Origin of the sequence: Mesorhizobium sp. LCM 4576 (genome assembly GCF_001854815.1) — a bacterium.
Lineage (GTDB): Bacteria > Pseudomonadota > Alphaproteobacteria > Rhizobiales > Rhizobiaceae > Mesorhizobium > Mesorhizobium plurifarium.
Map to the genome: position 1 here is coordinate 13,455 of NZ_MDDT01000012.1, position 24,149 is coordinate 37,603.

Consider the following 24,149-nt stretch of genomic DNA (forward strand, 5'->3'; position numbering starts at 1 on the left):
GCGTCGATTTATGACGCATCGATGCCGACGCTGAAGTCGACATTCTCCCAACGCATCGCTTCGGGCCAGAAAAAAGTGAAGACGATGGTGGTTCCCGGCCGCAGGCGGTCAACGGGCAAATCCACCAGATGGATGCCGAACGCATTCTCGACCGTCCTGCTGTCCTGCACGGTCAGCCACTTGTCGCTGCTCCAATGGACGACGCCGGGCGCCGACAATTCGACGCGCAGCGTCTTGCCGGCTGGAATGGAGCGAATCTTGTTGTTGAAGCGCCAGATCCGTAACGGCGAGACCGTCTTGTCCCGGATGTAGCGTTCGACGCCCTGCGGCGGCAGGTCGAAGACGGCGCCGTCGCGGAGCGAGCGCAACAGCTTGATGTGCTCGGCATGCGCCCAGACCAGCGGCATGGCGCTGCCGGAAGGGGCGCCCAGCCGCAATTCGCGGTCCGGCATGTCGGGGCGGTCCCAGACCTGCTCGGGCAGAAGGCCGCCCACGCCGGCCGAGCGTTCGAACGTCTCAAGCAGCTGTGCCGACCTGTCCTTGCGGCCGGCGGCCAGCTCGTAATGGGCGCGCTCGCCGGCAAGCAGTGGCCACGGCCGCCCCTGGCCGGTGCCGTCGAAAGGCGCGCCGTCCTCGTGCTCGCCATAGCCGTCGCCACTGTAGCGATACCAGAGCGGCCCCTGCGGCAGGTCGCAGCGCAGCTCGGCGTCGATCGCCTTGACCGTGTTCAGGATGCGCGGGTCGTCCGCGGCTCTGAGGCCGAAGCGGACCAGCGCCAGGGCGTCCGGGCTGATGATCGCTTCCGCCGGCCTGTCGCTGTCGCCCGGCGGCCGGTTCTTGATCGGCACGAAGCCGTCCTTCGGCGAGGCCGCGCCGCCATCGTCGGGCGGGGCTATGCGGACATAATAGCCTTCGATTCCCGCCCGGGCGCAGAGCTCGGTGCCGGTGACATAGGCCCAGCGCTCCACCTGGTCGTTCCAGCAATCGGCGATCTCACGCAGATAGTTTGCCGGCTCATTCTTGCCGCAGGCGTCGAGCATGTCGGCCGCGGCAAGCAGCCCCGCGATCTCCACGGCCAGCGTGAACGGGCTGTAGCCGGCATCTTCTTCCCAGCGGTCCTCGCCGGTCACGGGGYCGTTGCGCACGACATAGGCGGCCGCGTTCTCGATCATGGCCAGGAAGTCGGCGAGCTTCGACTTGGGCAGATGGCCGGCGCGGYGCAGAGCATCGGCAAGCAGCAGCGGAAAGGCGCATTCGTCCATCTGGATACCGGGCCAATAGGCCGTGCCGTCGGACCAGCAGTTCTGCGGCCAGTGGCCGTCCGGCTGTTGGATCGAGCGCAGATAGGCGAGGATCTGCAGCGCCTGCCTGCCATCGCCGGCGGCGAGGAAGCCGCCCGCCGTCTCGACCAGGTCGCGCGGCCAGACGAGGTGATAGCCGCCGAGGTCGTCGTCGCCCTTGTTGAAACCCCAGGGGATCGACAGGCTGGCGACCGCGGCGCCGGGCCTGGCGATCGACAGATGCGTTGCCAGCACCGCCGTGCTGGCGCGGTAGGTGTTCAGACCGGAGCCGGCGCGGCGGTCGAGTTTTTCCAACCCTGCCTGGAATTTCCGCCAGTTCTCGACATAGGTTTTCGCGGCCGGCTCGAAGCCCTGTTTCAGGCTTGCCAGCGCAAGATCGGCGGCTTCCTCCGGCGAAGCGCCAAAGCCGAGCGCCAGCAGAGCAACCGTCTTGCCGGCCGAAAAGCCGATCTCGCCGGTGAGCGCGACATTGCCGTTTTCGGCTGTGTGACAGGAAGGATCGAGCGCGCCGCTGTCGCGCAGTTGCTGCCAGCCGTCGGAGACGCCGACATAGCCTGCCGAACAGGCGCCCCAGGGCAAGGAGGAGGCAAGCGCCAGCGAGACGCCGCGTCCGGTGGCGAAGAGAAGGCGCTGCCCCTTGTGCTCGCCGATCCAGGCCGTGTTGCCCATGCCGGCGTTGACGAGATGCGGTGCAAGCAGCGCGTAGACGCGATAGTCGGCCGCCTGGCCCTTGAGCGCGGTGAAGCTGGTTTCCTGCAGCAGCACGGGTCGTTTCGAATCCGTAACGATACGCTTCTCGACCTGGTAAGCGCCGTCGGAGGCGGTGTTGGTCAGCCTGTAGCCAGGCACCCCATCTTCGAAAGGCTCGACGGTGTGGGCGGCATCGCGCTTCTCTTCGGAAAAATAACCGCCGGGGCCGGTGACGATCAGCCCCAGGTCGCGCGTGCAGGCGCTGTCGAGGCGCGGATAGTAGATCTCGTTCAGGATGCCGTGGCTGGTGGTGAACCAGAGCGGGCTTCTTGCCGAAAGGGCGGTTCCGACGCCGCTCTTGGCGCTCGACGTCCAGCGCGCGGGAATTCCGGGCGCGCCTTTGGCAACGGTCGGCGTCACTGCCATGCATTGGCCTCCTGCCGCGTTCCTAGACCAGGAGTCGCCGTCTTTTCAATCGCCGCACCGCAAGTTGATCGGTGGCCCATCAGGCTTTGCAGTTGATAGCTTGCAGTTCCTCCAAATTTGTCTGACAATAGATAAAAAACAGGCAATTCGCGTTACGACCATCCGTCAAGACCAGCAACCTCGGGAGGAAAGACATGAAGAAAGTGCTCGTATTGGGTRCATTCGCGGCGATGCTCGCCTCGGGCACCGCACTTGCCGACACCAGCGGCAAGAAGATCGCCTTTTCCAACAATTATRCCGGCAATTCGTGGCGCCAGGCGATGCTCGACAGCTACGGCATCGTCACCAAGAAAGCGGTCGACGACAAGATCGTCGCCGCGGCGGATGTCTTCACTACGGCCGACAAGGAAGTGCCGACCCAGGCCGCGCAGGTGCAGAACCTGATCCTGCAGGGCTATGACGCCATCGTCATCAACGCCGCCTCGCCCGATGCGCTGAATGGCGCCATCAAGCAGGCCTGCGATGCCGGCATCACCGTCGTCTCCTTCGACGGCACCGTGACCGAGCCCTGCGCCTATCGCGTCGTCRTCGACTTCAAGGACATGGGCAAGCAGGAAGTCGAGCAGATGGCCAAGTTCCAGCCGAAGGGCGGCAATCTGCTGGAAATCCGCGGTCTCGCCGGCACCTCGATCGACGATGCCATCCATGCCGGCATCCTCGAAGGCGTCGCGGCCCATCCCGAGTTCAAGATCGTCGGTTCGGTGACAGGCGATTGGGATCAGACCACGGCGCAGAAGGCTGTTGCGACCATCCTGCCATCGCTGCCGGACATCGTCGGCATCGTCGACCAGGGCGGYGACGGCTATGGCGCCGCGCAAGCCTTCGCCGCCGCCGGCAAGCCGCGCCCGACCATCATCATGGGCAACCGGCAGGACGAGCTGAAGTGGTGGAAGGAGCAGAAGGAGAAGGACGGCTACAAGACTTGGTCGGCCTCGATCGCGCCCGGCGTCTCGACGCTGGCCTTCTGGGTGGCCCAGCAGGTGCTCGATGGCCGCAAGGACATACCTCACGACCTGCTGGTGCCGTATCTCGCCTTCACCCAGGACGATTTTGAGGCCGCATTGCCGAAGATCAAGGAAGGCGGCGTCGCCACGCACGAATACACGCAGGAAGACGCCATCGCTGCCATCAAGVCCAACATCAAGCAATAGCGGCATTTGYCAGCCGCATCRCCAACCGGATAAAGTTGAGGATGCTCCAGGCTATTGCGGATATCGTCAGGCTCAACGGCGCCGAAAAGCATTTCGGCGCCGTTCGGGCGCTTAACGGCGTCGACTTCCATGTCGGCGCCGGCGAATGCGTCGGGTTGGTCGGGCATAACGGCGCCGGCAAGTCGACGCTCATGCATATGGTGGCCGRCACGCTGCGGCCGGATGGCGGGCAGATCGCGGTGCGCGGCAATCAGGAGGCGAGCTATTCGGTGGCGCGCGCGCTCGAGCTCGGCATACGCTGCGTGTTCCAGGAGCTGTCGCTCTGCCCCAATCTCAGCGTCGCCGAGAACACCCGCATCAACCATCCCTCGCTCGCCGGCATCGGCTGGCGGCGCAGGGCCGCCGACCTCATCCGCGCCAAGCTCGACGAGATCTTCCCGGACCACGGCATTTCGGCCGACGACATCGCCGGCGACCTTTCGATCGGAAGGCGGCAGATGGTCGAGGTGGCGCGCGCCTTCACRCTGACCCGCGAGCCGCTGCATCTGGTCATCCTCGACGAGCCGACCTCCTCGCTCGACGCGCACACGGCGGGGCAGTTGCTGTCCTTCGTGCGCCGCTTCGTGGCGGCCGGCGGCAGCTGCATCCTGATCTCGCATGTGCTGGGCGAGGTGCTGCAGAACGCCGATCGCATCGTGGTGATGCGCGACGGCAAGGTGGTCGCGGCGGATGCCGCGAGCGCTTTCGACCGCGACAAGCTTGTCGCGGCCATGGGCGGCGCCGAAGGACATCAGAAGGCCGCCGCCGAAGCCCGGAAAATCGAGGCCGGCGCGCTCAGGGTTCGCGCACGTCCGGCCAGGCAGCAGGACGACAAGGAGCTTGTCGCCCGCGCCGGCGAGATCATAGGCCTCGCAGGCCTTGCCGGGCATGGCCAAACCGACCTTTTGCTGGCGATCTTCTCGGCCGCCTCCCGCGCCAAAGCCGGCGTCGAGGTCACCGCGCCGGTGGCGCTGGTCGCCGGCGACCGCCAGTCGGACGGCATCTTTTCGCAATGGTCGATCGCGCAGAATATCGGCATCCGCTCGCTGGCCCGGCTGCGCAGCGGGCTGCTGATCTCGCCGCAGCGTGAGGCCGAGCTTGCCGAATTCTGGAAGAAGAAGATCGGCATCCGCACGCCGGACATGAACAACAACATCTATTCGCYGTCGGGCGGCAATCAGCAGAAGGCGCTGTTTGCCCGCGCGCTCGGCTCCGACGCCGAGATCGTGCTGATGGACGATCCGATGCGCGGCGTCGACATCGGCACCAAGCTGGAAGTCTACGACCTCGTGCGCGAGGAGGCCGCCAAGGGCCGAACCTTCCTCTGGTACACCACCGAGACCGAGGAGCTCGATAATTGCGACCATGTCTATGTCTTCAAGAACGGCCGCATCGTCGCCAATCTTGGGCGTGACGAGCTGACGGAGGAAAAGATCATCCAGTCCTCGTTCGGTGATGCGGCCTGACATGACGGCGATCGCTCCCGGCACGCTTCCGAAATCCTCGCCGCGCGGCAGCGCCGCCCGGGCGCGCCTGCTGCGCGGTCTCTTGCCGGCGCTGTCGCTGGCGCTGGTGCTGATCGCGATCGCCTGGCTCAACCCGCGCGCCATCAGCTATTTCGGCTTCAACCTGATGCTCAACCTGGCGATCCCGATCGCGCTGGCGACGATCGCGCAGATGTTCGTCATCGCCGGCAACGAGCTCGACCTGTCGATCGGCACCTTCGTCGGCTTCGTCGGCTGCGTCACCGCGACCTGGCTGAGGGACGCGCCGCTGCTGGGCATTCTCGTGCTCATCGGCTCGATCGGCGTCTACGCGCTGCTCGGCGCGCTGATCCACCTGCGCAACCTGCCGTCCATCGTGGTGACGCTCGGCATGAGCTTCGTCTGGCAAGGGCTTGCCATCCTCGTCCTGCCGAAGCCCGGCGGCAAGGCGCCGGACTGGCTGCTGGCGATCATGTCCTTCAAGCCGCCCTATATCCCGTTCCCGATCCTTGCCGCGTTGCTGATTGCCGCCGTTGTGCATTTCGGCCTGATGCGCACCTCCTACGGCGTCATCCTGCGCGGTTCCGGCGGCAACGCCGCGGCGCTCAGGCGCGCCGGCTGGTCGCTGCTTCGCACCAAGATCGTGCTGTTCGCGCTGACCGGCCTGTTCGGCGTTCTGTCGGGCATGGCGCTGATCGGCATCACCACGTCGGCCGACGCCAATATCGGTAACGGCTACACGCTCTTGTCGATCGCCGGCGTCATCCTCGGCGGAGGCGAGTTCGTGGGCGGGCGCGTGTCGCCGATCGGCGCGGTGCTCGGCGCGCTGACGCTGGCTCTGGCCGCCTCGCCGCTCTTGACCTTCATGCACATCCCGCCCGACTGGCAGGTCGCCGCCAATGGCGCGATCCTGATCATCGTGCTGGCGGCGCGCGTGCTCATCAGCCGCAGGGAGCGATAAGCCATGGCCTCGCTGCGTATGGTGCTCGAAAAGCCCTGGATCTGGTCTTTCGCCGGTGCGCTCGTCGTCTGGCTGGCAACCGTTGCCTTCACGGGCGGTTACGGCGCCGGCGGCATGGTCACGGCGGCGCTTTCGCTTGCTGTCTTCACGGTCATCGTCGGCATCGGCCAGATGTTCGTCATCACGCTGGGGCCTGGCAATGTCGATTTGTCGCTGCCGGCCAATATCGGGCTCGCCAGCGCGGTCGCCATGAAGGTGATGGGCGGCAGCGATTCCATGATCCTCGTCGGCCTGCTCGCAGCACTCGCCTGCGGCGCGGCGATCGGCGCCGTCAACTATCTCTTGATCTGGGCGCTGCGCATCCCGCCGATCATCGCCACGCTGTCGGCGAGCTTCATCATCCAGTCGGTCGATATCAGCTACGGCCGCGGCCTGCAGATCAAGCCGCCGCCGGGCTTCGCCGACTTCACCAACTGGCAGGTGCTGGGCATCCCCGTGCTGGCGATGCTGACGGTGATCTTCACCATCGGCGCGGCGCTTGCGCTGCAGCGCATGATCTATGGCCGCTCGGTGCTGGCGATCGGCCAGAACATCCGCGCCGCCTGGCTTGCCGGCGTCCATGTCGGCCGCATCCGCTTCCTCACCTACACCCTGTGCGGGGCGCTCGGCGGCATCGACGGAGCGCTGCTTGCCGGCTATTTCCGCGGCGCCAATGTCGATATCGGCAACGAATATCTGCTCGCCTCGATCGCGGTCGTGGTCATCGGCGGCACCTCGGTCGCCGGCGGCAAGGCCAACGTGCCCGGCGTCTGGGGCGCCGGCCTGTTCCTGGTGCTGTTGCTCACCATGCTCAACACCTTCGGCGTCAGCGCTGGCGTGCGGCTGGTGCTGACCGGCCTGATCATCGTCGGGGTGATCACGGCAGCCGGCGGCGAGAAGGCGGTGCGGTAGGGGCCTCCGCCTACTTAGCCGCCTTGGCCCGCGCGATCGCGTCGACGATCATCTTCTTGGCGTATTTGGAATCGTGCCAGCCTTCGATCTTGACCCATTTGCCGGGCTCGAGATCCTTGTAGTGCTCGAAGAAGTGCTGCACCTGCTGACGGGTGATCTCCGGCAGATGCGTGTATTCGGTGACGTTCTCATAGCGTAGCGTCAGCTTGGGCGAGGGGACGGCGATCACCTTCTCGTCCTGGYCGGCATTGTCTTCCATGATCAGGACGCCAATCGGCCGCACATTGATGACGCAGCCCGGCACCAGCGCGCGCGTGTTGCAGACCAGGACGTCGATAGGGTCGCCGTCGCCCGACAGCGTGTGCGGCACGAAGCCGTAATTGCCGGGATAGCGCATGGAAGTGTGCAGGAAGCGGTCGACGAACAGCGTGCCGGCCTCCTTGTCCATCTCGTATTTGATCGGCTCGCCGCCGATCGGCACCTCGATGATGACGTTAACGTCCTCAGGCGGGTTCTTCCCGGTGGCAATCGCTTCGATACGCATGGCTAAAATCCCTCTCTCGATTGCAAGACCGATAGCGGGCGAAGCGTCATGGTGCAATGCGGCGAATAGCACTGAGYGCTAATGGAAGCGCACAGTTTGTGATGGATTGTAACCTAAAGCGCGTCGCGATCTTTCAGATTCGCTCCCTGCGCTTTAGGCTTTTAATTTTGCGCATGTCTTTGCCCCTAAACCGGTTCCCACTTTCGGGAGACATGCTTTTGGCGAGGTTAGTCATTCCAGACGAAAGCCACTTTCTTCAGCGCCTTCTGCTCGAAGACCTCGACGCCTTCTGCGATATCGCGGCCGCCATTGCCGGCATAGAAGGCCAAGGCGTTGTGATTGTCTTCCAGCGCCCAGACCACAAGACCGCGCAGGCCGTGGTCGGCGAGACGGGCCTTGGCCGCCTTGAACAGCCGGCTGCCGAGCCCGATGCCCTGATATTCCGGACGCAGATAAAGCTCGTAGATCTCACCCTGCTGGCGGAGCTCGCGGGCGCGGTTCTTGCCGATCGTGGCGTAGCCGGCCACCGTTCCGCCGATCTCGATCACCAGCACGGTGGCGGCGCGGCGAATCGCGTTGGCCCACCAGTCGACGCCGCGGCGGTTGATCATCGAGGTCAGCGTGCGGTGCGGGATGATGCCCGAATAGGCGCCGCGCCAGGCCTGCTGATGCACCTCGGCGATGGCGCTCGCGTCGCGCGGTTCTGCCTTCCGGATGTCGATCGTCAGCGTGTTCATGATTGGTTAACCATAAACCCGCCTCGCCCGATTGCAAAGAGTCCCCCAACACGCCTCGACGCTTTCGCACAGGCGAAAGGCGGCGACGGAGAAGGCGCCTTGTCAGATTTCGACGAGATGATCGTCGAGCTCGTTGGTGTCGCCTTCGGTGACCGGGAAATGCTCGGCGAGCACCGCGCCGACCGATTCGATCGCCGTCACGAAACCGTGGGCCAACCGGTCGTCGCCGGYATGTTTCGTCAGGTCGCGCACCACGCCGTCCCAGACATGCTGGCCGACCTTGGCATCGATGCCGGAGTCGGCGACGACCTCGGCATAGCGCTCGGCGATGGAGACGAAGATGAGCACGCCGGTGCGCGCGCTGGTGCGGTGGACGTTGCGGGCCAGGAACTGCTTCATCRCATTGGCGTGCGCCGCCTGATAGCGCAGCCTTCGCGGCACGAAATGAATGCGCAAGGTGGGCAGGAACCAGAGCAGGGCGAACACCGAAGCCAACGCCAGCAGCTGCGCCAGCACGAAATGGGGGAGCCGGATGGTCAGCCACAAGCCTTCCAGCCCGTAGGCGACGGCGAGGCTGGCGATGAACAGGCCGATCGTGGCGGTGAAGGCGGCCGGAAAGAAGTAGCCGTCGCTCGCTCTCGCAACGACGCAATAGATTTCGCCGTCGGTCTTCAGCTCGGCCGTCCGGATCGCCTCGGCAATGCGGTTATGGTCCTCGGCGCTGATCGGTCGCGTTGCCATGGTGCCTCACCAGCTTCCCGAAGAGCCGCCGCCGCCCGACGAGCCRCCGCCGCCGGAAAAACCGCCACCGCCCGAGGACCAGCCTCCACCACCCGACGACCAGCCGCCGCCCCCGGACGACCATCCGCCCGAGGAAGAGCGCCGGTTCTGATCGAAAGTCATGCCCAGCCAGCGGTAGCGGCCCGGTCCGATCTTCTGGYCGAAGATCGGCGGCAGGATCGTCATCGCGATGCCGCCGAAGAAGATCAGCGCCCAGATGGTGATGAAGATGGCGAAGAACAGGTCGTCGGAGTTGAACGGCGCCTGCTCGTTGCGTTTGCCGCGCGCCTCCAACTCCTCCGGATTGCCTTCCAGCACCATGATCATGTCGTCGACGGCCTTGGTGATGCCGCCGGAGAAGTCGCCGGCGCGGAAGGCCGGCACCATGTCGTTCTCGATGATCAGCTTGGTGTGCAGGTCGGTCAGCGTGCCTTCCAATCCGTAGCCGACCTCGATGCGCATCTTGCGGTCGTTCGGCGCGACCAAGAGCAGCACGCCGTTGTTTTCCTTGGCCTGGCCGAGCTTCCAGAAGCGGAACAGCCGGTTGGCATAAGGCTCGATCTCCTCGCCGCCGAGGCTGGGTATCGTGGCGACAACGATTTGGTCGGAGCCTTTTGTCTCGAAATCGGCGAGCTTCTGGGTCAGCGCCGCGCGCGTGCCCGCATCGATGATGCCGGCATTGTCGACGACGCGGCCGGTCAGCGCGGGGAGGTCGGCGGCGAGGGCGGCGATGGGGAGGAGGAGGCAAAAAAGCAGGCCAAGAAAGGCGATGCCGGTGTTCTGTCGCGCCCCCCTCTGTCCTGCCGGACATCTCCCCCACGAGGGGGGAGATTGGCGGTTCGGCCGCCGGCTCTCCCTTTCAAACGTTGGAGATTGGCGAAAGCCAATGTGACGTCCAATCTCCCCCCTTGTGGGGGAGATGGCCGGCAGGCCAGAGGGGGGCGCGAAGGAACGCAAAGCTGACAGGCTCGATTAAATCGCCGCTCACCCGCCCTGCTTGTTCGTGCTCGTGCCGAAATCGACCTTCGGCACCTGCATCTTGTCCTCCTCGACGGTGAAGTTGGCGAAGGGCTGGTTGCCGCGGAACCAGAAGGTCGCCCACAGCACGGACGGGAAGGTCTTCAGCGTCAGATTATARTCCCTGACCGCCTGGATGTAGTCGCGCCGCGCCACCGCGATGCGGTTCTCGGTGCCTTCGAGCTGCGCCTGCAGCGCGAGGAAATTCTGGTTCGCCTTGAGGTCGGGGTAGGCTTCCGACACGGCGATCAGCCGCGACAGCGCGCTGGTCAGCCCGGCCTGGGCATCCTGGAACTTCTTCAGCGCTTCGGGATCCTTCAGCGTGTCCGGCGTCACCGTGATCTGCGTCGCCTTGGCGCGCGCCTCGACCACCGCGTCGAGCGTGTCCTTTTCATGCGAGGCATAGCCCTTCACCGTCTCGAYCAGGTTGGGAATCAGGTCGGAACGGCGCTGATACTGGTTGAGCACCTCGCTCCAGGCCGCATGGGCATTCTCCTCGGCCGTCGGAATGGTGTTGTAGCCGCAGCCGGCAAGCAGYGGCAGCACGAAAGCCATCATCAGGAAGGCGGGCAGGCTGYGGAAGCGGGAAGGTGGTGAGAGGCGCTCGGTGATCATGATTGGTCCCTCGTCAGAAGTTGCATGCGAAGCATTACCACAATCCACGCGTAAGAAAATGTCCGGCGCATGGCGTCAATCCGGCTCGWCCGGAAGCCACTGTGAATAGCAATGCGAACAAGCTAAGGTCCGGGCCGGAAAGGACAATTGCCATGGCAGAGCRCCGGGACGACGAGGCCGAGTCGCGCCGCATCCTCGAACGCGTGCAACAGGAGACGTCGCCAGGCGGCGCGTCGTTCGTAACCCGCATGGCGAAGGACGCGCGCGACCGTGTAACCGCGGCTGACGCCAACCGCGCCGATCCTATCGAATATTGGGGAACCCGCATTGGCCGAACGCTCGGCTTCGTCATCGCCATTGGGCTATTGGTCTGGTTGGTGTATGCCGCCACACGTGGCGGCTAGGATTCAGATTCCATGAATGCAGAAAAAACCGACGCGCCGCGCGCGGTCATCGTCATCTCCAGCCATGTCGCCCGCGGCTCGGTCGGCAACCGCGCGGCGGTGTTCGCGCTGGAGACGCTGGGTTTCCCGGTCTGGGCGGTGCCGACCGTCATCCTGCCCTGGCATCCGGGTCACAGCCGCGCGACCCGCATCGTGCCGCCGCTCGACCAGTTCAAGGCGCTGATGGCCGATCTCGAGCGGGCGCCCTGGCTGGGCGAGGTGCGGGCCGTGCTGTCGGGCTATCTCGGCGAGGCGGGCCAGGCCGAGGCGGTCGCTTCGCTGGTCGCCGCCGTCAAGGAAAGGACGCCGAACGCGCTTTACATCTGCGATCMGGTGATGGGCGATTCCGGCGGGCTCTACGTGCCCGAGCCGACGGCCGCCGCGATGCGCGACAAATTGATGCCGATCGCGGATATCGCGACGCCGAACCGCTATGAGCTGGCATGGATGGCGGGCGCGCCGCTGCCCGACATCAAGGCGGTGACCGCCGCCGCGCTTCATGCCGGGCCTTCGACCATGCTGGTGACCTCGGCGCCGGCGATGATGGCGGGCGGCACCGGCAATTTCCTGCTCGACGGCAGCCAGGCGTTGCTTGCCRAGCACCGCGTGATTGAGAAGCCGCCGAACGGGCTTGGCGACCTGACGGCCGCCGTCTATCTGGCGCGCGTTCTCTCCGGCCAGGCGCCGGTCAAGGCGCTGYAATCGACGACCGCGGCCGTCTACGAGATCCTCGCCCGCACAGCCAAGCGCGGCGGCGACGAGCTGCAGCTCGAAACCGACGCGCAGAGCCTGGCGCATCCGATGGCCATGGTGCAGCTGCGCCATCTGCTCCATCCTGGGCGGGACAAGCGGGCGTGAAGCCGGCCGGCCATCCGTTGGCCGGCGTCGACGGCTGCAAGGCCGGCTGGATCGCCGTCCATCGCGAAGCGGACGCCGCGCCATCGGTCTCGGTCTTTCCGAGCTTCCAGGCGCTGCTCGACGCGCTGCCCGATGCCACCATCGCCGTCGACATGCCGATCGGCCTGCCGGATTTTTCGGGCAAGGGCGGGCGCGGACCGGAAGCGCTGGTGCGGCCGCTGCTCGGGGCAAGGCAATCCAGCGTCTTTGCCATCCCCTCGCGCGCTGYGCTTTATGCCGACACCAGCGACTTCACCACCGTCGAGGCCTGGTATGCCGCGCACCGGCGGGCAAGCGCGGTGGCGATGAGGACCTCCGACCCGCCGCGCGGTGTTTCCATCCAGGCCTTCGGCATCTTTTCGAAAATCCGCGAGATCGACGCTTTGCTGATCGCAAAGCCGGATTTGCGCGGCCGTGTCTTCGAATCGCACCCGGAAGTGGCGTTCTGCCGGCTGAACGGCGGCGCGGCGATGGCGCTGCCGAAGAAGATCAAGGGCGCGGTCAACCCGGCCGGCATGGAGGAGCGCAAGGCGCTGCTTTGCCGGCATGGCTACGAGAAGCGCTTCCTCGACCGGGCGCCGCCACGGGGTGCTGCGAACGACGATTTCCTCGACGCGGCGGCGATGATGCTGGTTGCCGGGCGTATCGCCGGCGGCGAGGCGCGGCCTTCGCCCGATCCGCCACTGGTGGACCGTTTCGGCATCCCGGTCGCCATCTGGGCTTGAGGCAAAATCGGCTCGCTGCTTTTGGCCGCATGCGATTGCGACGCTGCCATCCGCAATTCGGCATTGCCCACGACCTGCATTTGCCGCTAGAGGCTTTTTCGATCGCAACGAGCTGCCGCCTCCAAACCCCGGAAAGGCTCTAGCCGCCCATGCCTCATCTCCCCGAGCACCTCCTCGCCGGCTACCGCAACTTCATGAGTGGCCGCTATCCGACGGAAAGCGACCGCTATCGCTCGTTGGCGCGCGACGGCCAGGCGCCCGAGACGATGATCGTCGCCTGCTGCGATTCGCGCTCGGCGCCGGAAGCGATCTTCGATGCCGGCCCCGGCGAGCTCTTCGTGCTGCGCAATGTCGCCAATCTGGTGCCGCCCTACGAGCCGGATGGCGAGTATCACTCGACCTCGGCCGCGCTCGAATTCGCCGTGCAGAGCTTGAAGGTGAAGAACATCGTGGTGATGGGCCACGGCCGCTGCGGTGGCATCCGCGCCGCGCTCGACACCAATTCGGCGCCGCTGTCGCCCGGCGATTTCATCGGCAAATGGATGAGCCTGATCGCGCCGGCCGCCGAAACGGTCGCCTCAAGCACGATGATGACGACAACCGAGCGCCAGACGGCGCTGGAGCGTATTTCCGTCCGCTACTCAATCGCCAATCTCAGGACCTTTCCCTGCGTTTCGATCCTCGAGGGCAAGGGCAAGCTCTCGCTTTACGGCGCGTGGTTCGACATCTCGACCGGGGAGCTGTGGGTGATGAACAAGGAAACCGGCGATTTCGAGCGGCCCGAGCTGTAAGGGGGACGTGATGCGGCAGAGCTGGTGGCGGATATTTCTTGCGGCGGGGCTGCTCCTGTCTTCGCTCGCCCGCGCCAGCGCCGACGACGGCGCCATCATCGACCGCTGGTACTCGGCGCTGCTGGTCGCCGACCGCACCGAATTGTCCGACCTGCTTGCCGACGACGTGCGCATGAAGCTCGACGACATCGGCGTCGTCCAGTCCAAAGAGGATTTCATCGCCTCGATCGACGAATGGCAGGGCGCGGTCGCGGGCGCGGCGATCCGCCATCGCATCGAAAAGAGCGAGAACGGCCGGACCACGGTGCTCGCCTGCTATGATTTTCCCAGCAATGACACGCTGATGCGCGAGACCTTCACCGTCGCCGGCGGTCGCATCGTCGCCAGCACCCAGACGGCGGTGGCACAGGACTGCAGCGGCTACTGAAACGTATTCGGGGGGGCGACCCGAGTTGCGCGATCTGTGGCATCGCCCTACATCCGGGATTGCCCGCCCGCTCTCCATTCACCGAACTCCCCAGTTGGATCCGCTCATGTCAAAAGCCGTCGACCTCGCCGCCCATCCGCTGACCCTTTGGCAAGGTCCGCTCGGCCTGCCGGATTTCTCGCGCATCGGCGACGATGATTTCGGGCCTGTTTTCGACGCGGCGCTGGCGGCGCACCAGGCCGAGATCGACGCGATCGCCGGCAACAGCGAGACGCCGACGATCGAGAACACGCTTGCCGCGCTGGAGCTTGCCGGCGAGCCGCTCGACCATGTCTCCTCGATCTTCTGGTGCCGGGCCGGCGCCCATACCAACGACGCGATCCAGGCGATGGAGCGCGAGGTTTCGCCGAAGATGTCCAGGCATTTCTCGGCGATCTCGATGAACGAGAAGCTGTTTGCCCGCATCGACGACCTCTACCAGCGGCGCGACAGCCTGAAGCTCGATCCCGAGACGCTGCGCGTCCTGGAAAAGACCTGGAAAGGCTTTGTCCGGTCGGGCGCCAAGCTCGATGCCGAGGGCAAGAAGCGGCTCGCCGCAATCAACGAGGAGCTCTCCTCGCTCGGCACCAACTTCGGCCAGAATGTGCTCGCCGACGAGCGCGACTGGGCGCTGTTCCTCGACGAAGCCGATCTCGCCGGCCTGCCCGACTTCTTGAAGAGCGCCATGGCCGAAGCGGCCGAGATGCGCGGCCAGAAAGGCCGCTATGCGGTGACGCTGTCGCGCTCGATCTACGAGCCGTTCTCGACCTTCTCGGAGCGCCGCGACCTGCGCGAGATCGCGTTCAAAGCCTTCATCATGCGCGGCCAGAACGGCGGCGCCTCCGACAACACTGATGTCGTGCGCGACATGCTGAAGCTGCGCGCCGAGAAGGCGAAGCTTCTGGGCTACGGCTCCTTCGCGGCGCTGAAGCTCGACGACACGATGGCGAAGACGCCGAAGGCCGTGCACGAGCTGCTCGATCCGGTCTGGGAGAAAGCCCTGGAAAAGGCCGCCGCCGACCAGAAGGAACTGGAGCGGCTTGCGGCGGAAGCCGGCAGCAACGAGAAATTCGCGGCCTGGGACTGGCGCTTTTATCAGGAAAAACTGCGCGCCGAGAAATTCGCCTTCGACGAGGCGGAGCTGAAGCCATACCTGCAGCTCGAACGCGTCATCGAAGCCTGCTTCGATGTGGCGACACGCCTGTTCGGCATCAGTTTCGAGGAGAAGAAGGGCATCACGGTTTGGCATCCCGACGCTCGCGTCTTCGTGGTGAAGAATGCCAACGGCAGCGAGCGCGGCCTGTTCCTGGCGGACTATTTCGCTCGGCCCTCCAAGCGCTCGGGTGCCTGGATGAGCGCGCTGCAATCGGGCTACAGGCTCGGCCATGGTGCCAAGCCGGTGATCTACAATGTCATGAACTTCGCCAAGCCGCCGGCCGGCGAAGCAGCACTTCTTTCCGTCGACGAGGCGAAGACGTTGTTCCACGAGTTCGGCCATGCGCTGCACGGCATGCTGACCGACGTGACCTGGCCGTCGGTTTCGGGCACCTCGGTCAGCCGCGACTTCGTCGAGTTGCCCTCGCAGCTCTACGAGCATTGGCTGACGGTGCCGGCGGTGYTGGAAAAGCATGCGCTGCACGTCAAGACCGGCAAGCCGATGCCGAAGGACCTGCTCGACAAGATRCTCGCCGCCCGCACCTTCGGCGCCGGCTTCGCGACGGTCGAGTTCACCGCCTCGGCGCTGATCGACATGGCCTATCACGCGCGACCGGRCGCGCCGGCCGAGCCGCTTCGCTACGAGGCCGAAACGCTCGAAAAGCTGCATATGCCCGACACGATCGCGATGCGGCATCGCACCCCGCATTTCGGCCACGTCTTCGCCGGCGACGGATATTCAGCCGGCTATTATTCCTACATGTGGTCGGAAGTGCTCGACGCCGACGCCTTCTCGGCCTTCGAGGAGACGGGCGACGCCTTCAATCCCGAATTGGCCGAGCGGCTGCGCAAGAACATCTATGCCGCGGGCGGGTCGAAGGATCCCGAAGAATTGTACACGGCGTTCCGGGGGAAAATGCCTTCGCCCGAGGCGATGATGGTGAAGCGAGGGCTGGTGTGATTGGCTAATCTCCCCCCTTGTGGGGGAGATGGCCGGCAGGCCAGAGGGGGGCGCTGTCCCGCCGACGTTGCAGTCCATCATAGTGGCCGCCGACATTCCGCTTGGGGTCTTGTTACCCAAGCTAAGCGAGGTCGCGATCCTTCGCGCCCCCCTCTGCCCTGCCGGGCATCTCCCCCACAAGGGGGGAGATTGGCTGTTTCCACGGATCCGCCACCCGCGGCCATATCGCCCGGTTGAGCTTCCTGTAATCCGTCTTCGCCGGATTGCTGGGGTAAGAACTCGGCGCCGCGACATAGATGATCTCGGCGGCGATCGGCGCGAAGCCGGCGTAGAAATGGTTGGTCGACTTGATCAGCAGGACGTCCTTCGCCAGCGGATCGATGCCGATGTTGGAGAAGACATCCGGCTCGAAGGTCTGGGTGCGGTTGGTGTTCAATATGACGTCGACCTCGGTACCCTCGATGCGCACCACCGCCGATGGCCCCAATGTCACCCGACTCGGGCCGAAACTTTGCCAACCCTCGTTGGTCGTCTTCAGCACCGTGACGCGCGCGTCGATCGGCTCGCCGGCCTGAGGGCCGGCCTTGCCGCCGAAGCGCAGGTCGATGACCGCGCCTTCGCCGGCCGCGTGGCAGAAGGTCACCGCGATCGGGTCCCAGATCGTCGCCACGCCCACCTTGGTCACGCCGCGCGCCAAGAGCTCGCGCAGCACGATGGTGCCGTCGCCCGGCACGCCGCCGCCGGGATTGTCCCAGATGTCGGCGATCACCACCGGCTTGTCCTGGCGCGTCGCGCGGACGCCAAGCGCCTGATCGATGCCCGCCTGGGCGGAAAGCATCGTCATCGCCGTCTGTTCGCGCAGCCCATAGAGCTCTCGCCCGAGCTTTTCCGCCAGCGCATCGCCCTTTGCCTTGTCGTTGTCGGTGACGACCAGGATGCGCGTGCCCATCTCCGGTACATCGGCGGCCATGAAGCCGTGGATGACCGAGACCGACAGCACGCCGTCCTTGCCGTGCAGCGCCTTGATCCTGTCGACGAAGGAGCGCATCGGCTCGCGGCTGGTCGGCAGCACCTGGATCATGCGGCAGTCGAAGGTCGAGATCACCGGCTTGATCTCGCCGCGCGCCGCGGCAAGGCCGAGCTCGACGACATGCTCGCCGCGCTCGTAGAAATCGGTGTGCGGGAATTCGAGGAAATAGGCCATGATATCGCAAGCCGTGACGCGCTTCGGCGTCAGATGGCTGTGCGGATCGAATTCGGAGGCGATCACCACGTTCGGGCCGACGATCGCGCGGACACGCTCGAGCAGATCGCCTTCGCAATCGTCATAGCCTTGCGCCACCATGGCGCCGTGCAGGCCGAGGATCACCGCATCGACCGGCAACGCTTCTCCTAGCTGTCCAAGAATCTCGTCGCGGAGCGCCTCATAGGTCTGGCGCTGCACCAGGCCGCCGGGCTCGGCCCAGGTGGCGGTGCCTTCGATGACGGTGAGCCCTTCCTTCGCGGCGCGCTTGCGCAACGCCACGATCGGCGAGGAGCACAGCGTCGGCGTCTCCGGATGTTTTCCCGGGGCGGCGTAAAACGCCATCTCGAACGAGGCCCGGTCGGTCGGGACCGGCGAGAAGGTGTTGGTTTCCGTCGCCAGCGAGGCGGTGAAGATGCGCATGAATTTTTCCTAGGTGGATGCTATTTGACCGCCCCGAGCGCGAGGCCCCGGACGAGGTAGCGCTGCAGCCAGATGAAGAGGATCGCCACCGGCAGCGTCGCCAGGAGCGTGGCCGCCATGACATGGTGCCATTCGATCGTATAGCGGCCGGCGACCAGCGAGAAAACCTGGATCGGCAGCGTGTAGCTTTCCTGGCTGCGCAGCATGGTGAGCGCCACCACGAACTCGTTCCAGGCGTTGATGAAGGTGAAGATCGCCGTCACGGCGATCRCCGGCAGGCAGAGCGRCAGGAAGACCTTGCGCAGCGTCAGCCAGCGGCCGGCGCCTTCCATCCAGGCCGCCTCCTCGAGGTCGCGCGGGATGGTGTCGAAATAGCTCTGCAGCATCCACACCGTGAAGGCGACGTTGAAGGCCATGTAGATGAAGCCGAGCGCAGTGGTCGATTCGACCAGGCCCCAGGYGGCCATCAGCCTGAACAGGCCGAGCACCAGCACGATCGGCGATATCATTTGCGAGATCAGAAGGAACTGGCGGAACGCRCCATAGCCGGCAAAGCGGAAGCGCGACATCGCATAGGCCGYCGGCACCGAAATGAGGATGGCGCCGATCGTCGCCAGCGCCGAGACATAGAGCGAATTCAGCAGCGCCTGGCCGAAGYCGGTCGCGACCCACATGTCGGCGAAATTCGACCAGCGGAATTCGCTCGGCCACCAGGTCGGCGTCAGCACCTCTGTCCGCGGCTTGACGGCGGTGAGGAACATCACGGCGAAGGGGAAGATCGTCACCACGATCAAAGGGGCCAGCAGCAGCCAGGCGATGACGGTGCGTCTCAGTTTCGGCGTCATGCGCGCTGCTCCCGCATGGCGAGCCGCACATAGATCATGGTGAAGACGAGCAGGATCGCGAACATCACCAGCGACACGGCGGAAGCCTCGCCCAGCTTGCCGATGCGGAAGGCGAGCTTGTAGAGATGCGTGACCAGAATGTCGGTCGAGTTCGCCGGCCCGCCTTGCGTCATCACCCAGATGATCGGGAAGGAGTTGAAGACATAGATGGTGTTCAGCACGATCGCGATGTTGATGAAAGGCTTCAAAAGCGGAAAGGTGATCTCGCGGAACTGCTGGAACGGCGTCGCGCCCTCGAGCGCTGCCGCCTCATAGAGATCGTCGGGGATCGAGGACAGGCCGCCGAGGAAGATCGTGGTGGTGAAGGGTACCGTCACCAATATGCCGATCAGCACCTGCATCGGGAAGGCGGTCTCGGCGCTCGCCAGCCACTGGATGTTCTGACTGATCAGGCCGAGCTTCATCAGCGCCGAATTCAGCATGCCGCTTTCGCCGTTGAGCGCCCAGCGCCAGACCACCGCGGTCATGGTCAGCGACACCRCCCAGGGCAGCATGATGATGACGCGGGCCAGCCCGCGGCCATAAAAATCCATGTTGAGGATCATAGCCACCGGGATCGATAGCAGCAGCGCGCCCGCCACCACCAGCACGGTCCACAGCCCGGTGCGCCAGAGTGCTGCGACGAAATCCGGATCGGCGAACAGTTCGGTGAAGTTGGCAAGGCCACTGAACTCGCGCAACTGGCCGAAGCGGTTGACATCATGCGTCGAGATCTGGATCAGGTCCCAGACCGGCCAGAAGATCACCACCGCCGCGAGCAGCAGGCTGGGCAGCGTCAGCAGGTAAGGCAGGAAACGATTTTGCATCGGCTGGTTTGTACCGCGTTGCGAGCCATCCGGGCGCTGGCTTGCCAGTTAGCCTAATCTCGACCTGTTCGTTCAGGGGCTCAGTTTAAATTCTTTCCCGGCGTCTGCGCTGCCCCTCACCTGCCTGCCGGCATCCTCTCCCCGTATAGTGACGGGGAGAGGGGCGCCGTCGCGGCCGCTTTCGCCAATCACCGACGTTGCAGGTATGGGGCCGAGGTTGCGGCCAGCTTCTTTCTCCCCGTCACTATACGGGGAGAAATGCCCGGCACGGCAATGAGGGGCAGCGCCAACTTTGATAATTTATCCTCTGGTCCGAGGGTGAATGACCGTCGGTTCAGCTATTTCCGCGGCCGTTGCAGCCTCTTCTAAGAGATGTGGCGCGCCCCGCGGGGGTAGGGCGCGCCACGGGCGCAGGGAGATACGCCCTTATTTCTTCTTCAGCACGGCGTCGGCCTTGGCCGCCGCATCCTTCAAACCAGCCTCGGGGTCGCCGCCAAGATAGATTTTCTGCATGGCGTCCGACGTGATCTGGGCGATCTCTTCCCAGCCGGGGATGACCGGCGCGAAGCGGGCATCGGGCAGAAGCGCGGTGAAGGCGGCCAGATCGGCGTTGTTGACGTAATAGTCCATCTTCGCCTCTTCCTTGTTCACCGGCAGGAAGCCTTCGCCCTGCGTGAACTTGGCGCGCTGCTCCTTGGTGAAGAGGAAGTCGAGCAGCTTCCAGGCCTCGTCCTTGTTCTTGGAGTTCTTGAACATGATGATGGAATCGGTGACGCCATAGGTGCCGCGCGCGCCGGTCGGGCCGGCGGGGATGGCGGCGACGCCGTATTTCAGGTTCGGCGCCTCTTCCTTGATCTGGTTGGACAGGAAGGGCGCGGTGATCATCATRCCGACCTTGCCCTGCTTGAACAGGTTCTGCACGTCCTCGCGGTTGTTRGAGGTGACGCCAGGCTCCGTGAGKCCTTCATCGATCATMGATTTGTAGAGCTTGGCGGCTTCGAGCGCGCCCGGCGTGCTCAGGCCGGACGTGCCGTCCTTGTTGAGGATCTCGGTGCCCTGCGACCACATCGCATAGTAGTAATAGACGTCGGTCTCGATCTCCTTGCCCTGTAAGCCGAAGCCGAAGGCGCCGATCGCCTTGATCTTGCGGGCGTCTTCCTGCAGCTCGGTCCAGGTCGCCGGCGGCTTGGCGATGCCGGCCTTCTCGAACAGCTCCTTGTTGTAATACATGGCGCGCGCGGAAGCCGCGATCGGCAGGCCGTAAGTGTGGCCGTCCATGATCGAGGGCTTCAGGAAGGTTTCGATGAAGCGGTCCTTGAACTCGGGCGTGATGTAGCTGTCGAGCGGCTCGGCGACATCCTGCTGGACGAAGTCGATCAGCCAGCGGGTGCCGATGATCGAGAGATCGGCATTGGTGCCGGCGGTGATGTCGGTGGTGAGCTTCTGCAGGAGCACGTCCCACGGCACCACTTCATACTTGATGGTGATGCCGGGATTGGCCGCCTCGAATTCCTTCTTCACTTCCTCGAAATAAGGGCCGGTCTTGGCGCTGTATTCGGCGACGGTGACGCGCACCTCGCCGGCATCGGCCGGCGCGGCCAAAGCCAGCATGCTCATTCCGGCCAACAGGCCGACAGTCCATTTCGCAAGGCTCATCTGATCTCTCCCATTGATGYGCATTGGCGCCTGGCCCTTATGGACGCAGGATTTATGTGACTTTCCTACATTATCCATCATTCCACGCCATGCAAGCGGATTATCATGTTGCTTAATTACATTTGCTTGGCTAGCCTGCCGGCTTAAAATGAGGGATGGAGGAGCGGGCAAGGTGGGTTGGAAAGCCGAGTTCGAAGGCAAGACAATTGTCGTCACCGGCGCCGGCGGCGGCCTCGGCTCGGCGATCGTGGAGCTCATGGCCGGGCGCGGCGCGCGTATCGTCGGCTGCGACCAGTCGATGGAGGCGCTGGCCAGCCCGCATATCGCCTCGCGCCACGTCTTCAACCTGCTGGATCGGGTCTCGATCGAAGCGGCGATCCCCGCGCTGCTCGACAAAGACGGCGTTCCCGACATCCTGATCAACAATGCCGGCTGGACGCGCGCCGAAACGATCGATGCGCTGACGGCGGACAGAATAGAGCAGGAGCTCGACCTCAATCTGACCGGCGTCATGACGTTCGCCGATCCGCTGATCAAGGCGATGTCCAAGCGCGGCTCGGGCAGCGTCGTCTTCATCTCMTCGGTCAACGYCATCGCRCATTTCGGCAACCCGGCCTATGCCGCCGCCAAGGCCGGCATCAACGCCTATGCCAAATCGGTCGCCGTCGAGCTCGGCCGCAGCGGGCTGCGCGCCAATGTCGTGTGCCCAGGGTCGATCCGCACCGCCGCCTGGGATCATCGCCTGGCCAAGGATCCGGAAATCCTCGGCCGGCTGAAGCGGCTCTATCCGCTCGGCCGCATCGTCAATGCTTCCGAAGTGGCCGAGGCAATAGCCTTCCTTGCCTCCGACCGGGCTTCCGGCATAACTGGCGCGGTGGTGCCGGTGGACGCCGGCCTGACGGCCGGCTACCTGCCTTTCATCGACGACATATTGGGAGCRTGACCATGACCGACGTCCAGTTCCGCAACCTGTCGAAATCCTTCGGCCARCACAAAATCCTCGAGGACATAAACCTCGACATCAAAACCGGCGAGTTCGTGGTGCTGGTCGGTCCGTCCGGCTGCGGCAAGTCCACGCTTTTGCGCATGCTGGCCGGTCTGGAGACGATCACCTCCGGCGATCTCGTCATCGGCGGTACGCGCGCCAACGACCTGCCGCCGCAGAAGCGCAACATCGCCATGGTGTTCCAGTCCTATGCGCTGTTCCCGCATCTGAGGGCGTCGGAGAACATCGGCTTCGGCCCGAAGATCCGCGGCGAGGCGCGCGCCGCGATCGACGACAAGGTGAAGAAGGCGTCGGGCGTGCTCAACCTCTTCTCCTATCTCGACCGTTATCCGCGGCAGCTTTCGGGCGGCCAGCGCCAGCGCGTCGCCATGGGCCGCGCCATCGTGCGCCAGCCTTCGGTGTTCCTGTTCGACGAGCCGCTGTCCAATCTCGACGCGCAGCTGCGCGTGCAGATGCGCACCGAGATCAAGGCGCTGCATCAGCGGCTGAAATCGACCATCGTCTATGTCACCCATGACCAGATCGAGGCGATGACCATGGCCGACCGCATCGTGGTGATGGATCGCGGCCGCATCCAGCAGGTCGGGCAGCCGCTGGAGCTCTACGACCGGCCGGCCAACAAATTCGTCGCCGGCTTCATCGGCTCGCCGTCGATGAGTTTCGTGTCKGGCGCGCTGAAGACGGCCGGAGCCAAGTCCTGGTTCGAGACCACGGGCGGCGGCCGGCTGGCGCTTTCCGGCGGCGCGGCTTCCGGCAGCGACACCGTCGAGGCCGGCATCAGGCCAGAGCATTTCGTGGTTGGCGCCGGCGACGATGCCATCGCCATCAAGGTGGATGTCGTCGAGCCGACGGGCTCGGAAACCCATGTCTACGGCTCGGTCGGCGACGACACGGTGCGCGCCGTGTTCCGCGACCGGCTGCAGGTGAAGCCGGGCGACCGGCTGCCGGTAAGCGTCGATCCGCGCCACATCCACCTCTTCGACAAGGCGACCGGCCTGCCGCTGTGAGATGACGATGAAGAGCCCGGCCGACATCATCACCCGCCTGCAACTAATGTCGCAGGACGGCACCAAATCGGACCGTCGGCTGGCCGGGCTCGTCCTTTCCGATCTCGATTTCGCCTCCAAGGCGGCGATCTCGGAGATCGCCGCGCGTGTCGGCGTCAGCGAGCCGACCGTCACCCGCTTCTGCCGCAATCTCGGCTGCGAGGGCCTTCGCGACTTCAAGTTCTACCTCGCCCAGGCGATCGCCATCGGCGGCCAGTATCTGTCGCCCGAGCCGCTCAGCCGAGACGCGCGCGAGCAGCGCATCGCTTCCGCCATCACCGAAGCGGCGATCGCCRCCATCCAGCGCGCCAGCGAAAACCTCGACATGACGACGCTGATGGATGTCGCCGCGCGCATCGCCGCTTCCGGCAATGTGCTCTGCCTCGGCTCCGGCGGCATCTCCTCGATGATGGCGACCGAGATGCAGAACCGGTTGTTCCGGCTGGGTCTCTCGGCGCTTGCCCAGACCGACGGGCAGCTGCAGCGAATGTATGCCGCCGTCGCGACGCCGGAGACGACGCTGCTTGCCTTCTCCGTCTCGGGCTATGCGCGCTCGGTGATCGAGGCGGTCGAGGTCGCGCAGCAGTATGGCGCCGCCACCGTCGCCATCACCGCGCCGGATTCGGCCCTTGCCAAGGTCGCCGACACGGTGATCTTCTTGCAGCCCGTCGAGGACGGCAACATCTACAAGCCGACCTCGTCGCGCTACGCGCTTTTGGCCATCGTCGACATGATCGCCACCACGGTGGCGGAATCGCGCGGGCCGAAGGTGCTGGAGAATTTGCGCCGCATCAAGCAGAGCGTGAACACGCTGAAGGTCGACGATCCGAAGCTGCCGCTGGGGGATTGAGTGATTGCAGCGGCTTGCGC

At 64.9% G+C, this 24,149-nt stretch carries 23 protein-coding genes; 13 read left to right on the forward strand and 10 right to left on the reverse strand.

Annotated features, from left to right (window positions below; genetic code table 11):
- Positions 1–8: 8 nt before the first annotated feature.
- Positions 9–2,417 (reverse strand): glucan 1,4-alpha-glucosidase, encoded by a 2,409-nt coding sequence (locus LCM4576_RS06195; protein ID WP_071031038.1) that lies wholly within the window; start codon positions 2,415–2,417, stop codon positions 9–11.
- A gap of 194 nt (positions 2,418–2,611) precedes the next feature.
- Between LCM4576_RS06195 and LCM4576_RS06200 the strand changes: the two genes are divergently transcribed.
- The 4 genes from LCM4576_RS06200 to LCM4576_RS06215 are packed head-to-tail and all read left to right on the forward strand — an operon-like array spanning position 2,612 to position 7,063.
- Entirely contained in the window at positions 2,612–3,628 is a 1,017-nt protein-coding gene (locus LCM4576_RS06200) for an ABC transporter substrate-binding protein (RefSeq protein ID WP_071031040.1), read from the forward strand.
- A gap of 41 nt (positions 3,629–3,669) precedes the next feature.
- Positions 3,670–5,133: a sugar ABC transporter ATP-binding protein gene (locus LCM4576_RS06205; protein WP_071031043.1), complete on the forward strand. Its 1,464-nt coding sequence runs from the start codon at positions 3,670–3,672 to the stop codon at positions 5,131–5,133.
- 1 nt (position 5,134) lies between these two features.
- Positions 5,135–6,112, forward strand: a complete 978-nt coding sequence (locus LCM4576_RS06210) for an ABC transporter permease (RefSeq protein ID WP_041011050.1) — start codon at positions 5,135–5,137, stop codon at positions 6,110–6,112.
- Between the two features lie 3 nt (positions 6,113–6,115).
- Positions 6,116–7,063: an ABC transporter permease gene (locus LCM4576_RS06215; RefSeq protein ID WP_071031045.1), complete on the forward strand. Its 948-nt coding sequence runs from the start codon at positions 6,116–6,118 to the stop codon at positions 7,061–7,063.
- A gap of 10 nt (positions 7,064–7,073) precedes the next feature.
- Here LCM4576_RS06215 and ppa read toward each other — a convergent pair whose 3' ends face one another.
- The 5 genes from ppa to LCM4576_RS06240 all read right to left on the reverse strand — a co-directional run bounded on the left by ppa (position 7,074) and on the right by LCM4576_RS06240 (position 10,756).
- Positions 7,074–7,607 carry an inorganic diphosphatase gene (gene ppa, locus LCM4576_RS06220; RefSeq protein ID WP_071031047.1) on the reverse strand — a complete coding sequence of 178 codons (534 nt, stop codon included), beginning with the start codon at positions 7,605–7,607 and terminating at the stop codon, positions 7,074–7,076.
- Positions 7,608–7,834: 227 nt separating this feature from the next.
- Positions 7,835–8,344, reverse strand: coding sequence for a GNAT family N-acetyltransferase (locus LCM4576_RS06225; protein ID WP_071031049.1), 510 nt, complete (start codon positions 8,342–8,344; stop codon positions 7,835–7,837).
- 102 nt (positions 8,345–8,446) lie between these two features.
- The gene (locus LCM4576_RS06230) at positions 8,447–9,085 is read right to left on the reverse strand and encodes a TPM domain-containing protein (protein WP_071031051.1); all 639 of its coding nucleotides are present in this window, start codon (positions 9,083–9,085) and stop codon (positions 8,447–8,449) included.
- Positions 9,086–9,091: 6 nt separating this feature from the next.
- Positions 9,092–9,895 carry a YgcG family protein gene (locus LCM4576_RS06235; protein WP_071031126.1) on the reverse strand — a complete coding sequence of 268 codons (804 nt, stop codon included), beginning with the start codon at positions 9,893–9,895 and terminating at the stop codon, positions 9,092–9,094.
- Between the two features lie 213 nt (positions 9,896–10,108).
- Positions 10,109–10,756 (reverse strand): LemA family protein, encoded by a 648-nt coding sequence (locus LCM4576_RS06240; protein ID WP_071031053.1) that lies wholly within the window; start codon positions 10,754–10,756, stop codon positions 10,109–10,111.
- A gap of 152 nt (positions 10,757–10,908) precedes the next feature.
- On the opposite strand from LCM4576_RS06240, the gene LCM4576_RS06245 reads away from it, so the two are divergent.
- From LCM4576_RS06245 to LCM4576_RS06270, 6 genes are all read left to right on the forward strand, one after another.
- Positions 10,909–11,160, forward strand: a complete 252-nt coding sequence (locus tag LCM4576_RS06245) for a hypothetical protein (RefSeq protein ID WP_071031054.1) — start codon at positions 10,909–10,911, stop codon at positions 11,158–11,160.
- 12 nt (positions 11,161–11,172) lie between these two features.
- The gene (gene pdxY / locus LCM4576_RS06250) at positions 11,173–12,057 is read left to right on the forward strand and encodes a pyridoxal kinase PdxY (RefSeq protein ID WP_071031056.1); all 885 of its coding nucleotides are present in this window, start codon (positions 11,173–11,175) and stop codon (positions 12,055–12,057) included.
- Positions 12,054–12,821 carry a DUF429 domain-containing protein gene (locus LCM4576_RS06255; protein WP_071031058.1) on the forward strand — a complete coding sequence of 256 codons (768 nt, stop codon included), beginning with the start codon at positions 12,054–12,056 and terminating at the stop codon, positions 12,819–12,821. The genes pdxY and LCM4576_RS06255 overlap by 4 nt, the downstream gene beginning before the upstream one ends.
- Positions 12,822–12,970: 149 nt before the next feature.
- The gene (locus tag LCM4576_RS06260) at positions 12,971–13,612 is read left to right on the forward strand and encodes a carbonic anhydrase (RefSeq protein ID WP_040991526.1); all 642 of its coding nucleotides are present in this window, start codon (positions 12,971–12,973) and stop codon (positions 13,610–13,612) included.
- 10 nt (positions 13,613–13,622) lie between these two features.
- The gene (locus LCM4576_RS06265) at positions 13,623–14,039 is read left to right on the forward strand and encodes a hypothetical protein (protein WP_040991527.1); all 417 of its coding nucleotides are present in this window, start codon (positions 13,623–13,625) and stop codon (positions 14,037–14,039) included.
- A gap of 106 nt (positions 14,040–14,145) precedes the next feature.
- Positions 14,146–16,194, forward strand: coding sequence for a M3 family metallopeptidase (locus tag LCM4576_RS06270; protein ID WP_071031128.1), 2,049 nt, complete (start codon positions 14,146–14,148; stop codon positions 16,192–16,194).
- 121 nt (positions 16,195–16,315) lie between these two features.
- Here LCM4576_RS06270 and LCM4576_RS06275 read toward each other — a convergent pair whose 3' ends face one another.
- The 4 genes from LCM4576_RS06275 to LCM4576_RS06290 form a co-directional block, all read right to left on the reverse strand.
- Positions 16,316–17,860, reverse strand: coding sequence for a M81 family metallopeptidase (locus LCM4576_RS06275; RefSeq protein ID WP_071031060.1), 1,545 nt, complete (start codon positions 17,858–17,860; stop codon positions 16,316–16,318).
- A 20-nt stretch (positions 17,861–17,880) separates the two neighbouring features.
- On the reverse strand, positions 17,881–18,705 hold the full coding sequence (locus tag LCM4576_RS06280) for a carbohydrate ABC transporter permease (protein ID WP_071031062.1): 825 nt from the start codon (positions 18,703–18,705) through the stop codon (positions 17,881–17,883).
- A complete protein-coding gene (locus tag LCM4576_RS06285) occupies positions 18,702–19,571 on the reverse strand; it encodes a carbohydrate ABC transporter permease (RefSeq protein WP_071031064.1) in 870 nt (289 codons plus the stop codon). Before LCM4576_RS06285 ends, LCM4576_RS06280 begins: the two co-directional genes overlap by 4 nt.
- A 426-nt stretch (positions 19,572–19,997) precedes the next feature.
- Entirely contained in the window at positions 19,998–21,227 is a 1,230-nt protein-coding gene (locus LCM4576_RS06290; RefSeq protein WP_071031066.1) for a sugar ABC transporter substrate-binding protein, read from the reverse strand.
- 172 nt (positions 21,228–21,399) lie between these two features.
- Between LCM4576_RS06290 and LCM4576_RS06295 the strand changes: the two genes are divergently transcribed.
- Genes LCM4576_RS06295 through LCM4576_RS06305 form a run of 3 tightly spaced genes read left to right on the forward strand, consistent with a single transcriptional unit; the run spans position 21,400 to position 24,129 of the window.
- Positions 21,400–22,170: an SDR family NAD(P)-dependent oxidoreductase gene (locus LCM4576_RS06295; RefSeq protein ID WP_407067362.1), complete on the forward strand. Its 771-nt coding sequence runs from the start codon at positions 21,400–21,402 to the stop codon at positions 22,168–22,170.
- A 2-nt stretch (positions 22,171–22,172) separates the two neighbouring features.
- Positions 22,173–23,240, forward strand: a complete 1,068-nt coding sequence (locus LCM4576_RS06300) for an ABC transporter ATP-binding protein (RefSeq protein WP_071031069.1) — start codon at positions 22,173–22,175, stop codon at positions 23,238–23,240.
- A 7-nt stretch (positions 23,241–23,247) separates the two neighbouring features.
- On the forward strand, positions 23,248–24,129 hold the full coding sequence (locus LCM4576_RS06305) for a MurR/RpiR family transcriptional regulator (protein WP_071031129.1): 882 nt from the start codon (positions 23,248–23,250) through the stop codon (positions 24,127–24,129).
- Positions 24,130–24,149 lie beyond the last annotated feature (20 nt).